The following is a 14,106-nucleotide window of genomic DNA, read 5'->3' on the forward strand; positions in this document are numbered from 1 at the left end:
ACCCGTTCAGAACAGTGCTGTCAGGACATCAGTGCGCGCGCGATCGGCCAGACGCCGGACGAGGTGTTCGACAGGACGGTGACGGTGGTGCCAGTACGAGGGTCGTGAGTGGACTTGAACGACGCTCCGGCGTCGTACCCGGCGAGGATCACCTCGTCGCTGGTCTGGTGCAGCCAGAAGCCGAGGCCGTAGCGCAGCGACTCCTCGGGCACGTCGTGGCGCGGCCTCGTCACCAGCTCCGCGTCCCCGCTCGCGAACAACGCGCGCCAGAACTTCGACATGTCGCCCGCCGTCGTGTGGATGCCGCCGTCACCGTTCGCCAGCACGGGCAGGTGGAAGACGTTCGAGCGGTCGCTGCCCTCCAGGTAGCCGACGGCGGCGTCGCCGGGCAGTTCGTCGGAGCGCAGGAAGCCGGTCCTCGTCAGGTCCGCCGGGCGGAGCACCCTGGAGCGGACGAGGTCGTGGTAGCCCTGCCCGCTCGCACGCTCGGCCAGCAGTGCCAGCACCACGTAGCCGCCGTTGCAGTACCCGAACCGCTCGCCGGCCTTGAACTTGGTGGGAATCCCGTCCAGCAACGGCAGGAAGGCCTCCGTCGTGGTCAGCTCGTGCACGGCGCCGATCACGTGGTCGTCGACCTGCCAGTCGCCCTCCTCGTCGAGGTAGTCGCCGATGCCGGACGTGTGCGTGAGCAGGTGCTCGACCGTCACGTCGTCGGCGATCAAGGGCAGGTCCTCGCCGAGCAGCGAACGGGCGGTGGTGTCGAGCGCCAGTTTCCCCTCGTGGACCAGCGAGAGCACGGTCAGCGCGGTGAACCCCTTGCCGCCGCTGGCGATGCCGAACCTGGTGTCCACGGTGTTGGGCACGCCGTACGCGCGGTTGGCGAGCCCGTAGGCCTTCGCGAACTCGACCTCCCCGGCGCGGTCGACCTGGACCACGCCGGAGAAACCGGTGTCCTCGGCGATCTTGTCCAAGTCTCCCAACGGCATTCGCGCAGGCTAGCCCTGTGCCGCCGCCTCGCTGAAACGAATTTCGCGCAGCGGCTCCCTCCACGCCTCAGGCAGGTGGAGCAACCGATCCGGCGGGCATCCCGTTTCGGGAAGTGTCTGGTTGGTTCGTCCACGGGAGAGGACCGAGCGGTCTTGTCGCTCGCCACGATTCAGCGCCCCGCCGGGGTGCTGCCGCGCCCGGTGCCGGTGAGAGCACCACGGCGCTGGCTGTTCGTGCTGGCCGCGGCCGTGCTGCTGACCCAGATGGCGGTCGCGATGATCACCACCGCCGTCGCGCAGACGCCGACGGTCGACGAACCCGTCTACATCGGCGCGGCGGTCGTCCAGCTGCAGGAGCACGGCCTCCGGTACAACCCCGAGCACCCGCCGCTGGGCAAGCTGATCATGGCGACCGGGCTCGCGTTCACCGGCGTCCGCCTCGCCCCCGGCTTCGGGGGCGACCAGACCGAACTGGGCAGGCACCTGCTCTACGAGTCGGGCAACGACCCCGGCGCACTGCTGCTGGCGGCGCGCCTGCCGATGATCGTGCTGACACTGCTGTTCGGGCTGGTCGTCCTCCTGTTCGCCACCGACCTCACGAACAGGTCCGGCGGGCTCGTCGCGCTCGCGCTGTACACGTTCTCGCCCGACCTCATCGCCCACGGATCGCTGGCCGCGCTGGACGTTCCGGCGGCGGGGTTCCTGCTCACCTCGGCCTGGCTGCTGTGGCGGGCGCGCACCGGCCCCGCGCCGTACCTGCCGCTCGCCGGACTGGCCCTCGGCGCGGCGCTGGCGACGAAGATGAACACCCTGGCCGCGGTCCCGGTGCTGCTGTTCCTGGTCTTCTGGCAGGCCCGCGTCAAGGCCGCGCTCGTCGTGGTGCTGATCGCGGTCGCCGTGGTGTGGGCGTCGTACCTCGCCGTGGACCCGCTGCTGCGCTGGGAGACCCCGCCCGGCCTGCCGTCCGCACCGGTCGGCCTGCTGCCGTTCCCCGAGCCCTACCTCGACGGGATGCGCGTCCAGCTGGGGTTCGAGAGCCGCGTCTGGGGCGGCTACCTCTTCGGCACGCACTACGAGGGTTCGCACTGGTACTACCTGCCGGCCGCGCTGCTCGTGAAGACACCGCTGGGAGCCCTGCTCCTCTGGGCGGCCGGAGCCGTCGCGATGATCAAACGCCCGGCGGCAGCGTACGTCCTCGCTCCCGCCGCCGTGCTGCTGCTCATCGCGATGACCGGCAACCGCGACCTCGGCGTCCGGTACGCGATCTTCGTGCCGATGTTCCTCGCGGTCGCCGCCGCGGTGGTCGCGCACCGGCGTTACGCGGCACTCGCGGTCGCGCTGGCCGCGGTGAGTTCACTGTGGACGTTCCCCTACTACCTGCCGTACTCCAACGAGGTGTTCGGCGGCCCGTCCAAGACCCACCTGCACCTGCACGACTCGAACGTCGACTGGGGCCAGGACCTGGGCAGGCTGGCCGAGCGCCTGAAGCGGTACCCCGGTGAACGGATGTGGCTCGTCTACAAGGGCTCCGGAGTGCCCGAGCACTACGGCATCCGCGCCGCCGATCCGCGCGCGGTGCCGCCGGACCAGGTGCACGGGCTGCTCGTCGTGTCCAACACGGCCATCGCCAAGGCCGACGACGTGCTGCGGGCACTGATCGACACCAGCGCCCCGATCGACGTGGTCGGCCACTCCATCACGATCTTCCGCAAAGCGTAGGTACGTGAAAGTTCCGTACCCCTACGGATGCGAACCCTGATTGTTCCGCGCGTGCGGGGCTCCGACAGTGATCGCAGCGAACGGCCCCCGTCCCTGCCCTGAGGTGGGCCGTTCCGAGATCCGGAGAGGAACCAACGTGACGAGAACACCACGGTCCTGGGGCCTGCTGGCCCTGGTCGCGGCCACGGTGCTGACGCCGGTCGGCATCGCGAACGCCGCACCGCCGAACGCCCCTGCGGCCAACTACCTGGGGGACACCGTCCCCGCCAACCTCGGTGACGCCTCGCCCATGTTCGTCGGCGGGCAGAGCGCCACCGTGAGCGAGTTCCCGGGCATCATCGCGGGCATCCGCGCCGGGGGCACCCGGCCGGAGGGCCAGACCTGCACCGGCACGGTCGTGGCGCCGCGCAAGATCCTGATCGCGGCGCACTGCGCGGACGCCCAGGGGGAGAAGAAGTTCGTCTACGGGCTCGACGACCTCAAGGACTACCAGGGCGGCGCCGGCACCGGGTTCGCCGTGAACGTCGTCAGCTACAAGAAGCACCCGAAGTACGTCAACTTCGACCAGGGTTACGACGTCGCCGTCGTGACCGTGGACCGCGACATCGCCCTGAAGGGCGGTGCCGCGTACCCGAAGTTCGCCACCTCCGCGGACGCCGGCGGTGCCGCGCCGGGCAAGACCGGTCTCGGTTTCGGCTACGGCAAGAAGGACTTCAACGACAACTCGCAGGACGTCACCCTCGACAAGGCGAGCCTGCCGGTCGTCAACGGGGACAGCGTCTGCCAGGGCGTCGGCGCGGGCTTCAAGTCGGCGACCATGATCTGCGCCGGGTACTCCGACGGCCGGATCTCGATCCTGCCCGGTGACAGCGGCGGCCCGCTGATCTTCGACGGCAAGATCTACGGCGTCGCGTCGTGGAGCCGGTCCGACTTCAAGTGGTACTCGATCTACGGCCGCCTCGACAACGAGATGGGTGACTGGGTCAAGACCGAGGTCGGCGAGCAGCCCCCGGTCGGCGACTTCGGGCTGACCGTCGCGCCCGGCAGCGGTTCGGTGGCGGCGGGCAAGACGGTGTCCGCGGGCATCACCACCACGGCCGGTTCGGGTGGCGCGGAGAACGCCACGCTGTCGGCGAGTGGCCTGCCGAGCGGTGTGAAGGCGGTCTTCCAGCCGACGTCGGTGACCACCGGCAACTCGGCCAAGGTCACGTTCGAGGCGAGCACCTCGGCGCCGAACGGCACCTACGAGGTCACCGTCGGCGGCACCACGACGAGCGGCAAGACCGCGTCCGGCAAGTACTCGCTGACCGTCACCGGTGGCGGCGACCCGCAGCCGGGCGACTTCACGCTGGGAGCCTCGCCGAGCAGTGTGAAGGCGGCGAAGGGCAAGTACGTCTCCACCACGATCTCCTCGAGCGGCGACGGCCGGACGATCACCCTGTCCGCCTCGGGCGTGCCCAGCGGCGTGAAGGCCACGTTCCAGCCGTCGTCGGTGGGTGCCGGCGGCTCGTCCAAGCTGACGCTGGACGTCTCCAGCACCGCGACCGCCGGCACGACCGGCATCACGGTGACGGGCACGGACGCGGGAGGGAAGACCGCCACCACGACGGTGTCGCTCACGGTCGAGGGCAGCGAACCGCCGACCGGTGAGGTCGCGGTGACCGCGTCGCCGTCCTCGGCCAGCGTCCGGCAGGGCATGCTCGCCCAGACCCTGGTGAAGGCCGCAGGCGGCACGGGCAACCTGACGCTGACGGCGTCCGGTGTGCCCACCGGTGCCCAGATGTCGTTCAACCCGGCCACGATCGGCCAGAACGGCAGCAGCAACGTCTGGGTCTTCACGAACTTCTCCACCCCGCCCGGCACCTACCCGATCACCATCAAGGCCACCTCGGCCGACGGGAAGACCGGCACGACCACGTTCACGCTGACCGTCACCCGCTAGACCCCGCGGGGGAACAGGAAAGAGCCCCGGAGCCTCAACGGCTCCGGGGCTCGACCTGTCACGCGGGACTCAGACCGTCAGGGTCCAGGTGTCGATGTTGCCGGTGTCGTAGGTGTAGACGTCCTTCACCTGCAGCTTCCAGGTGCCGTTGCGCGCCTCGGAGGACAGGTCGACGGTGTAGGTCTCGTGGACCCCCGCCGAGGACGAGGCGCCGCCCGCCTTCTTGAGCACGTAGGACTTCCCGGACGGGCTGACCAGGTCGATGGCCAGGTCGCCGGTGTAGGTGTGGTTGATGTCGACCTTGACGGTCGCCGAGGCCGTGGAGTTGCCGGCGCAGCCGGCGATCGTGACCGACGACGAGACGGCGGTGCCGGTGTCCGGAATGGACACGTCGTCGCCGTTCGTGCCGGGGCCGCACACCGGGTCGGGACCGCCGCCGACGAAACCGCTGTACAGCAGCTTGTTCGGCGAACCGGTACCGGGATTGGTGACCTTGCCGTCAGTGGCGTTGTTCACCAGCGCGTCGCGCAGGGCCTGTGGGCTCGCGGACGGGTTGGCCGACAGGTGCAGGGCCGCGACACCCGCGACGTGCGGGGTGGCCATGGACGTGCCGGACATGTTCGTGGCGCCGCCGTTCAGCCCCAGCGAGGTGATGCCGTCACCGGGGGCGAAGATGTCCGTGCACGAGCCGTAGTTCGAGAACGAGGCGCGTGCGTCGTTGGACGAGGTCGCGTTCACGGTGATCAGTGACGCGATCTTGGCGGGACCGGTGGAGCAGGCGTTCGTCGAGCTGTTGCCCGACGCGACGGCCATCTGCACGCCGGAGGCGACCATCCCGGCGATGGCGTCGTTGCCGATGTCGGCGGTGTCGAAGGTCCAGGAAGCGTTGACCACGGCGGGTTTCTGGGCGTTCGCCGTGATCCACTCGATGGCCTTGACGCCCGCCGAGTCCGGGCCGCTGCTCGTGCAGTTCGTGCCGAGCATGCGGACCGAGACCAGCTTGGCCTTCTTCGCCACGCCGTAGGTCTTCGACCCGACCGTGCCCGCCACGTGCGTGCCGTGGCCCGAGCAGTCCTGGCCGTTCTGGCCGTCCGCGATGAAGTCGGCGCCCACGGACGCGCGCCCCTCGAAGTCGGCGATCGACGTCTTGACGCCCGTGTCGGTGATGTAGACCGTCACGTTCGAAGCGCCGCCACCGGGGTAGGTGAACTTCTTGTCCAGCGGCAGGGACGCCTGGTCCACGCGGTCCAGGCCCCACGTCGGGTTGTCCTGCACGTCCAGCGCCTTCGCGGTGCCGTCCTGGTAGACGGCCTTGACGGCGGGGTCGGCCGCCAGCCTCCGCGCCGCGGCCTCGGTCAGGTTCTTGACCTGGAAGCCGCGCATGGCGTGGGAGAACACGGCGTCGAGGGTGCCGCCGTACTTCTGGGTGAGAGCGCTCGACGACGCCTGGACGGCGGCGCCGGGCTTGAGGGACACGATGAAGCTGCCGCCGGCCGCGGGGGTGCGGGCCTTGACGAAGTCGGCCTCAGCCGCCTGTGCCGGGGTTGCCAGCAGGGCGGAGGCGACGATCAGAACGGCGAGCCCGCAGGTGGTGCGGTGCATGGGAGGTCCTTCCGGGCGTCGTCAGAACGTCAGGGTCCAGGTGTCGATGTTCCCGGCGTCGTAGGTCCAGACGTCGGTCACCTGCAACTTCCACGTGCCGTTGCGGTCCTCGGCCGAGGCGTCGACCGTGAAGGTCTCGTGCACACCGCCGGAGGAGGTCGCTCCCTTGGCCTTCTTGAGGCTGTACACGGCACCGGACGGACCGACCAGGTCGATGGCCAGGTCAGCGGTGTAGGGGTGGTTGATGTCGACCTTGACCTGCGTGGTGGCCGGGGCCTTGCCGGTGCAGCCGGTGACGGTCACCGACGACGTGACCGCGGTGTTGTTGTCCGGAATGGACACGTCGTCACCGTTGGTGGCGGCGGCACACGGCTCCGGGTCGGGGCCACCGCCGCCCATGAAGCTGATGTTGAGCAGCTTGTTCGGCGAGCCCTGCAGATCGGTGATCTTGCCGGTCGTCGCGTTGTTCACCAGCGCGTCGCGAACCTGGGCAGGGGTTGCGGACGGGTTCGCGGACACGTACAGCGCGGCGGCGCCGACGACGTGCGGGGTGGCCATCGACGTGCCGCCCATGGACGTGGTGCCGCCGCCGTTCCTGGTCGACGTGATGTTCGAGCCGGGCCCGAAGAGGTCGACGCAGGAACCCCAGTTGGACGCCTGCCCGCCGGTGTAGATCGAGCGCTTGTCGGCCGAGTCGCTGGCGGCCACCGTGATGCCCTCCGGCACGCGGGCGGGAGAGGTGTTGCAGGCGTTGCCGTTGTTGTTGCCCGCCGCCAGGCCGAACGTCACACCCGCCGCGATGGCGCGCTTCACCGCGCTGTCCACAGTGGAGTCCGCGCCGCCGCCGAGGCTCATGTTCGCCACGGCGGGCTTCTTCGCGTTCTGGGCGACCCAGTCGATGCCCTTGATGATCTGCGAGTACTGGCCGTTGCCCGAGCAGTCGAGCACGCGGACCGCGACCAGGCCGACCTTCTTCGCCACGCCGTACGTCTTCGACCCGACCGTGCCGGCGACGTGCGTGCCGTGGCCCTGGCAGTCCGAGGCGTCGGAGTCGTTGTCGATGAAGTCGTAGCCGTCCACGGCCCGGCCCTCGAACTCGGTGTGCGCCTTGTAGATCCCGGTGTCGAGGACGTACGCGGTCACGTTCGAGGCGGTGTTCGGGTAGGTGAAGCGCTGGTCCAGCGGCAGGTTCGCCTGGTCGATCCGGTCCAGCCCCCAGGTCGGGCTGGTCTGGGTGTCGGAGATGCTCGCCCAGCCGTCCTGCTGCACGTAGGCCACCGACGGGTCGGCCGCGAGCCGCCGCGCCGCCGCCTCGTCCAGCTTCACGGCGAAGCCGCGCACGGAGGCGACGTAGGTGTTGCTGACCTTGCCGCCGTGCTTGCGGGCGAGGTCGAGCGCCTTGGCGTTGGTGGTCGGGACGTCGCTGGCACCGTCCTTGAAGACGACGATGTAGCTGCCCGCGACGGGCCTGTCGGTCTTCTGGATCGAGCCCGTCTGGGCGGAGACGGGGCTGCTCACCGCCGCCGCGACGGCGAGGCCGAGGCCGGCGGCCGCGAGCACTCGTGTTGTGCGATCGAGTCGCATCTCGGGTTCTCCGTTCTGGCCGCCACTGCAGGGATGGGCGGCACGTGCCGATCACCATCGATCGAGGCCGAACGGCGAACAATCCGGATATCGCTACGTAGGGATACCCGTCTTTCGCCTAACATCGGTGCGGATGAGCCGGACACCGAAGTCCAGGGCGCGGCGCTGCGACCCCGGCGGACTGATGCGCACCAGCTCGCCGGTGCTGGTGGGCCGAGGTGACCAGCTCGGCGCGCTGCGGGCAGCCGTGCCGAGCCAGCCCGCGGTGATCATGATCGAGGGCGAGGCGGGCGTCGGGAAGTCACGCCTGGTGCGGGAGCTGCTGGACGCCGACCTGGGCCCGATCTCCGTCCTCATGGGCCACTGCCAGCCGGTGGGGGAGCCGTTCCCGTACGGCGCGGTGCTGGAGGCGCTGCGCGACTGCACGGATCGCCTGGCGCGCAACCACTCGCGGCTGAGCCCGGTGGCGGGCGTGCTGGGTTCACCGTTGCCGGAACTCGCCGAGTACCTGCCACCGCCGCTGCCTCCGACCGGTGATCCGCGGGCCGACCGGCACCGGCTGTTCCGCGCGATGCGCGAGCTGATCGGCGTGCTCGGACCGGTGCTGCTCGTCGTCGAGGACCTGCACTGGGCCGACGACGGGTCGCGGCAGCTGCTGCGGTTCCTGATGGGCGATCCGCCGGCCAACCTGTCCATCGTGGTCACCTACCGCCGCGAGGACGTGCCGGGTGGTGTGCCGCTCGGGTCGGCGTACCGGCCGCCCACCGGCATCACCAGCGCGTTGCTGGAGCTCGAACCGCTCGACGTGGCCGAGGTGCGGGCGCTGACGTCGGCGATCCTCGACGGCGAGGCGGTGTCGGCGGAGTTCGCGGCCAAACTGCACGAACGCACGGCGGGCATCCCCTTCGTCGTCGAGGAGACGTTGCGGGCGTTGCGGAATCCGGCCGGTGCCGTGCACGCGGACGGTGCCACGGCGCGCAGGCTGCTCGACAACGTCGAGGTGCCGGTCCTGCTGCGCGACGCCATCGCCGAACGGCTGGCCGCGCTGCCCGCCGCCGCGACCCGGCTGGTCGAGGCCGCGGCGGTGCTGGGCGCGCCCGCGTCCGCCGAGCTGCTCGGCGAGGTGGCGGAGATCGGGGAGAGCCGCGCCGCCTTGACGCACGCGCTGACCGGCCACGTCCTGCACGAGGTCGGCGCACGCCGGTACGGCTTCCGGCACGCGCTGGCCCAGCAGGCCGTCTACGACACGTTGAGCGGACCGGACCGCCAGGAGCTGCACCGCCGCGCGGCCGAGGTGCTCGACCGGGTCGAACCACGCCCGCTCGTCCAGCTCGCCGAGCACAGCGAACGCGCCGGGCGCACGTCCGAGTGGCTGCGCTACGGCGAGGCCGCCGCGGACAGGGCGGTCGAGAACGGCGACGCGGGCACGGCCACGGCCCTCCTGCAACGGCTGCTGCTCGACCCGGCGGTGCCCGCGGCCGACGTCGACCGGCTCGCGATCAAGCTCGGTCAGATCGCCCACCAGGGCCTCGACCAGCTGGATCCGACCGAGGCGCTGGAACGCCTGCTGTCGGACCGGCGCCTGTCGACCGCGGCGCGCGGACAGGTCCGGCACTACCGGGGTGTGCTGCTGATCCGCCAGGCGGGCGGGGTCGAGGAGGCCCGCTCCGAGCTCGAACGGGCCGTCGCCGACCTGACCGAGTGCCCGGACCTGGCCGCGCGGGGAGAAGCCGTGCTGGGACTGTCCTACCTGGGCATGACCCCGATGAGCGAGGTCCAGCCCTGGCTCGACCGCGTCAGCAGGACACGGGCGGCCGAGACCGATCTCGAGCAGAAGATGGCCCTGTACGCCAACGAGGTCGGCTCCAAGATGCACACGGGCGACCCGTCGGTGCTGGCCGAGTGGGAGCTCCGGCCGGCGTCCGCGCCCACCTCCGGCGCACTGCGCCAGCTCGCCCGCGCCCATTGCAACCTCGCCGACGCCATGACCACGACCGGTCACTTCGGCCGGTGCGCAGACCTGCTGCGCGACGGCCTGCGGCTGGCCGCGGAGTGCGGCGCTCCGTTCACGGCGAGCACCGCCCACGCGACCAGGGCCCGCCTCGACTGGCTGACCGGCGACTGGGACGGCCTCGCCGGCCGGGCGTCGAGCCTGCTCGACGAGTACCGAGACCTGTTCCCGCTGGCCAGCGAGCTGTGCCTGGTCCTCGGCTCGCTGGCGATGGCGCGCGGCGAGTGGGCGGAGGCGACCAGCTACCTCACCGAGACCGGCGCGTTCGCCCCCGAGGAGTCGATCGCGCCCGTCGCCATCGCCGGGTGCGCGGCGCTGGCGAGGACCATGCTCGCGCAGGACGAGATCACCCGCGCCTGCGTCGACGTCGACCGAGGCCTCGCGATCGTGCGCACGAAGGGCGTGTGGGTGTGGGCGACCGAGCTAGGCCCCGTCGCCGTGGCCACGTTCCTCGCGGCCGGCCGGGAGACCGACGCGGAGACGCTGATCGACGAGATCGCGGCGGGGATCGAGGGCAGGGACGCCCCGATGGCGTTCGCCGCCCTCGCGTGGTGCCGCGGCCTGCTCGCCGAGGCACGCGGCCAGGCCGACACGGCCATGTCGCTCTTCCGCGAGGCCGCCGACCGGTACTCGGCGCTGCCCGCGCCCTACCTCACCGCGCTGGTCGCGGAACGCGAAGCCGCCTGCCTGCTGCCCACCGACCAGGAGAAGGCGGCCGAGATCCTGTCGGCCCTGGTGGACACGTTCGACGGCCTGGGCGCCACCCGTGACGCGGCCCGGTGCCGGCACCAGCTGCGCAGCATCGGCGGCGGCAAGCCGTCGCGGCGCGGACGGCGCGGTTACGGCGACGAGCTGTCGCCGCGCGAGCAGGAGGTGGCCCGGCTGCTGGTCGCCGGCCACACCAACCGCAAGATCGCGGACGTGCTGTTCCTGTCACCGCGCACCGTCGAGCAGCACGCGGCACGGGTGCTGCGCAAGCTCGGGGTGTCGTCGCGGGCCGAGCTGCAGGCCGAGGATCTCGCCTAGGCCTGTCGGGTCGCGGCCGGACGCGGTCGACGAGGCATCACGTTCGGTGGTGTCGGCGATCTCCTTCGCCTCCACCTCGCAGCCCTGGCGCGGTGCTTCAGTCGCGCCAGACGTCCGCGAGGTTCCGGTCGAACATCGTGGCGACCGAGACCAGCGCGGCGTCGAGATCCACGTTCTCCGGATCGACGAGGGCCTGCAGGTGGATGCCCAGCAGCGCGCCGTTCAGCGCCACGGCCGCGGTGCGCTCCCGCTCCGCCGCCTGGACGGGATCGACGCCGGCGGGGCGCTTGAACCGCAGCAGTTCCTCGATGCCCTCACGCCTGCGGGCGAAGAACTGCCGGTACTGGTCGTGCACGACGCCGCGGTCGCCGAGCGCCTCGACCAGGATCATGAACACCAGCGCCGAGTTGCCGCTCCTGAGCAGCTCGGCGGTCTCGGCGAACACCTCGGTGAGCGACGGCACCGTCTCGTAGCGCTCGGCGGGCCAGATCCGCGCGACCGCGCGCTCCACGACGGCCATCACGAGGCCGTCCTTGTTCTTGAAGTGCCAGGGGATCGAGCCGCGGCTGATGCCCGACCGCCTCGCGATGTCCACAAAGGACGTCCGGTCGAAACCTCGCTCGGCGAACAGTTCCTCGGCGGCGTCCAGGATGCGGCGTCGGCTCTCGTCGCCGATCTCGTCGATCCGGCGCTGCCCTGGGGAGTTCACGGCGATCATCGTACGACCCGGGCGACGTCCCCCGGCACGTGCCGGGCGGTGCCGATCAGCACGAGGCCCGCGACGACCGAGGCCAGCGGCGCGACCGCGGCGACCGCCGCCTGCGCGCCCCACAGCTTCTCGGCCACGCCGGTGAGCACCGCGCCACCGAGTCCGCCGACCACCGCCGTGAAGACCCCGACCAGTGCGAACGCCGTCGCCCTGAACTCCTTCGGCGTCACCGAGGCCACGACGAGGCTCAGCGGCACGATGCCCGCGAACGTCATGGCCTGGGTGACCACCCCGACGGCCACGTAGGTCGTGACGCCGGGCGCGTGCGCCTGCGCCGCGAACCCGATGCCGAGCACCGCGAGCGAGCCCGCCGCGAGGTGCAGGCACGCCCGAGGGCTGCGCCGGAACAGCCTGTCGCTGAAGAACCCTCCGAGCGTCGCGCCCAGCAGTCCGCCGGCCGCGCAGACCGCGGTGATCACGCCGCGGGACGCCGCGCCCTGCCCGAGGTCTTCCTCGAGGATGACGTTCAGGTAGATCGGGATCGTCGTCACGGAGACCCCGAACGCGCCCAGCGAGACCACCACGCCCGAGAACGTCCGGATCTTCGCGAGTTCCTTCAGCACGCCGCGCGGTGTCGCCGTGGTGTGGTCGCGGACGGGTTCGGGCAGGCGCAACGCGGCCAGGCCGAGCAGGAGCGCCGGCACGGCGAGGAAGGCGAACGCCCAGCGCCACGGCTCGTGCTCCTCGGGGATCAACGCCGCGAAGGCCGCTGCCAGCAGGGGGCCGGTGACGATGCCGAGCGGTTGCCCGCCGCGGTGCAGCCCGAGCACCCGCCCGCGCCCCGCCGGCGGGTAGGCGTCGACGAGCAGCGACGACTGGATCGGTCCTTCGTTGGCCTTGCCGATGCCCGCGGCCACGCGGAGCACGACGGCCTGCCAGAGGTGCTGGACCAGGCCCAGAAGCCCCGCCGCCACGGCCCAGACGAGGGTGGCCACGCCCGCGATGGTGGTGCGGCGGTGGCGATCGCCCAGCAGGCCGAGCGGGAGAGCGGCGAGGGCGACCATCACCCCGGCGAGGGCTCCCACGACGCCGATGGTCGCTGTGCTGACGCCGAGCGACTCGCGGATTTCCGGGGCGAAGACCACGAACATCACGCCGTCGACGCTGTCCAGCACCTGGAGGCCCGCCAGCACCCCGACGGTGGCGGGCCCGCCGGTGGCGAGAACTTCCCTGAGCGATGTCGTGGTCATTCTGAGCAGGCTACTGTGTCAGTCAACATAGTGTCGGCAGATCAACATAGTGGGGTGTTCCCATGCGGGAATGGACGCGTTCGGCCGCCTTCGTCACCGGCGGTGCCAGGGGGATCGGCCTGGGGATCGCACGGGCGCTGGGGAAGCGCGGCGTGCGCCTGGCGCTGGCCGACGTCGACGCGCCCGCGCTGGAATGCGCGGCCGGTGAACTGGGTGCCGAGGCCCACCTGCTGGACGTGCGCGACCGGGCGGCGTTCCAGAAGGCGGCGGACGAGGCCGAACGGGCTCTGGGGCCGGTGGACCTGCTGTTCAACAACGCCGGCATCGTGCCGCACGCCCCGGTCACCGAGCTGACCTACGACAAGTGGGACCTGGCCCTCGCCGTCAACCTGACCGGCGTGATCAACGGCATCCAGACGTTCCTGCCGCGGATGATCGAGCGTGCCGGCGGCTACGTCGTGAACACCGCGTCGGCCGCCGGGCTCGTGTCCGACCCGAACGTGCTGTACGCGACGGCCAAGTTCGCCGTCGTGGGGCTGTCCGAGTCGCTGCGCCTGAACGTGGCCGCGCACGGCATCGAGGTCAGCGTGCTGTGCCCGGGCCCGGTCGACACGGACATCGTCGCGAACACCAGGGCACTGGCCGCGGACGTTGCGCTGCACGAGGAGCACGTGCCCGCCGTCGAGGAGTTCCTGAGCAGCGGGCCGGGCATCGACGAGGTGGGTGAGATGGTGCTGGCGGGGATGGAGAAGCGCTCACCGTGGATCTTCACGGGCTATGACGTCCGGCCGCACCTGGAGCAGCGGACGGCCGCTTTGCTGGCCGCGTTGTGAGACGCGACCCTTCTCAGGCCACGGCCTCCCGGCCACCCGTGTCCACGTGGATCACGCCGTCCCGCACCACGACGGGGTACGTGCGCACGGCCTTCTTGGCGGGCAGGCACGTCGGCACGCCGGTGCGGAGGTCGAATAGCGCGGCGTGCAACGGGCATTCCACGAAGCACCCCTCCAGCCAGCCCTCGGACAGGGAGGCGTCCTGGTGGCTGCAGGTGTCGTCGATCGCGTAGAACTCGCCGTCCGCGTTGAAGACCGCGATCGCGGGCTGGCCGTCGATCCGCACGGATTCGCCTGGTGGCAGGTCGTCGACGGCGCAAGCGGTGATCATCAGGAACCCTCCGTTGCGTATTACGGAACTGGGTGTGCGATACGCAACAGCAGAATGACGGAGGTCTTCGGGACGCGTCAAGGCTCAAGCGCCGAGCGTCTTCTCGGTGCAAC

10 protein-coding genes are annotated in these 14,106 nt (G+C 71.1%); 4 read left to right on the plus strand and 6 right to left on the minus strand.

The window, feature by feature from the left end; all coding sequences use genetic code 11:
- Positions 1–20: 20 nt before the first annotated feature.
- Positions 21–986 carry a serine hydrolase domain-containing protein gene (locus ORI60_RS23105; protein WP_266036628.1) on the minus strand — a complete coding sequence of 322 codons (966 nt, stop codon included), beginning with the start codon at positions 984–986 and terminating at the stop codon, positions 21–23.
- 153 nt (positions 987–1,139) lie between these two features.
- Here ORI60_RS23105 and ORI60_RS23110 point away from each other — a divergent pair, with 153 nt between their 5' ends.
- Both ORI60_RS23110 and ORI60_RS23115 read left to right on the plus strand, forming a co-directional pair.
- Positions 1,140–2,705, plus strand: coding sequence for a phospholipid carrier-dependent glycosyltransferase (locus ORI60_RS23110; protein WP_266036629.1), 1,566 nt, complete (start codon positions 1,140–1,142; stop codon positions 2,703–2,705).
- Between the two features lie 136 nt (positions 2,706–2,841).
- Entirely contained in the window at positions 2,842–4,647 is a 1,806-nt protein-coding gene (locus ORI60_RS23115; RefSeq protein WP_266036630.1) for a trypsin-like serine protease, read from the plus strand.
- Positions 4,648–4,716: 69 nt separating this feature from the next.
- Here the strand turns inward: ORI60_RS23115 and ORI60_RS23120 are convergent, their stop codons facing one another.
- Both ORI60_RS23120 and ORI60_RS23125 read right to left on the minus strand, forming a co-directional pair.
- Positions 4,717–6,249 (minus strand): S8 family serine peptidase, encoded by a 1,533-nt coding sequence (locus ORI60_RS23120; protein WP_266036631.1) that lies wholly within the window; start codon positions 6,247–6,249, stop codon positions 4,717–4,719.
- A gap of 21 nt (positions 6,250–6,270) precedes the next feature.
- Positions 6,271–7,833: a S8 family peptidase gene (locus ORI60_RS23125; RefSeq protein WP_266036632.1), complete on the minus strand. Its 1,563-nt coding sequence runs from the start codon at positions 7,831–7,833 to the stop codon at positions 6,271–6,273.
- Between the two features lie 133 nt (positions 7,834–7,966).
- Here ORI60_RS23125 and ORI60_RS23130 point away from each other — a divergent pair, with 133 nt between their 5' ends.
- Positions 7,967–10,870, plus strand: coding sequence for an ATP-binding protein (locus ORI60_RS23130; RefSeq protein WP_266036633.1), 2,904 nt, complete (start codon positions 7,967–7,969; stop codon positions 10,868–10,870).
- Between the two features lie 97 nt (positions 10,871–10,967).
- Here the strand turns inward: ORI60_RS23130 and ORI60_RS23135 are convergent, their stop codons facing one another.
- The gene (locus ORI60_RS23135; protein ID WP_266036634.1) at positions 10,968–11,579 is read right to left on the minus strand and encodes a TetR/AcrR family transcriptional regulator; all 612 of its coding nucleotides are present in this window, start codon (positions 11,577–11,579) and stop codon (positions 10,968–10,970) included.
- A 5-nt stretch (positions 11,580–11,584) separates the two neighbouring features.
- Positions 11,585–12,829, minus strand: a complete 1,245-nt coding sequence (locus tag ORI60_RS23140; protein WP_266036635.1) for an MFS transporter — start codon at positions 12,827–12,829, stop codon at positions 11,585–11,587.
- A gap of 62 nt (positions 12,830–12,891) precedes the next feature.
- Between ORI60_RS23140 and ORI60_RS23145 the strand changes: the two genes are divergently transcribed.
- Positions 12,892–13,662 carry an SDR family oxidoreductase gene (locus ORI60_RS23145; RefSeq protein WP_266036636.1) on the plus strand — a complete coding sequence of 257 codons (771 nt, stop codon included), beginning with the start codon at positions 12,892–12,894 and terminating at the stop codon, positions 13,660–13,662.
- A gap of 13 nt (positions 13,663–13,675) precedes the next feature.
- Here the strand turns inward: ORI60_RS23145 and ORI60_RS23150 are convergent, their stop codons facing one another.
- Positions 13,676–13,993 carry a bifunctional 3-phenylpropionate/cinnamic acid dioxygenase ferredoxin subunit gene (locus ORI60_RS23150; RefSeq protein WP_266036637.1) on the minus strand — a complete coding sequence of 106 codons (318 nt, stop codon included), beginning with the start codon at positions 13,991–13,993 and terminating at the stop codon, positions 13,676–13,678.
- Between the last annotated feature and the right edge of the window lie 113 nt (positions 13,994–14,106).

Source organism: Lentzea sp. NEAU-D7, from assembly GCF_026242055.1.
Classification (GTDB): domain Bacteria; phylum Actinomycetota; class Actinomycetes; order Mycobacteriales; family Pseudonocardiaceae; genus Lentzea.

What these genes read in the sequence shown, in the direction of transcription:
- ORI60_RS23105 (WP_266036628.1), bottom strand. Translation starts at nt 986, where the DNA reads ATGCCGTTGGGAGACTTGGACAAGATCGCCGAGGACACCGGTTTCTCC.
- ORI60_RS23120 (WP_266036631.1), bottom strand. Translation starts at nt 6,249, where the DNA reads ATGCACCGCACCACCTGCGGGCTCGCCGTTCTGATCGTCGCCTCCGCC.
- ORI60_RS23125 (WP_266036632.1), bottom strand. Translation starts at nt 7,833, where the DNA reads ATGCGACTCGATCGCACAACACGAGTGCTCGCGGCCGCCGGCCTCGGC.
- ORI60_RS23130 (WP_266036633.1), top strand. Translation starts at nt 7,967, where the DNA reads ATGAGCCGGACACCGAAGTCCAGGGCGCGGCGCTGCGACCCCGGCGGA.
- ORI60_RS23140 (WP_266036635.1), bottom strand. Translation starts at nt 12,829, where the DNA reads ATGACCACGACATCGCTCAGGGAAGTTCTCGCCACCGGCGGGCCCGCC.
- ORI60_RS23145 (WP_266036636.1), top strand. Translation starts at nt 12,892, where the DNA reads ATGCGGGAATGGACGCGTTCGGCCGCCTTCGTCACCGGCGGTGCCAGG.
- ORI60_RS23150 (WP_266036637.1), bottom strand. Translation starts at nt 13,993, where the DNA reads ATGATCACCGCTTGCGCCGTCGACGACCTGCCACCAGGCGAATCCGTG.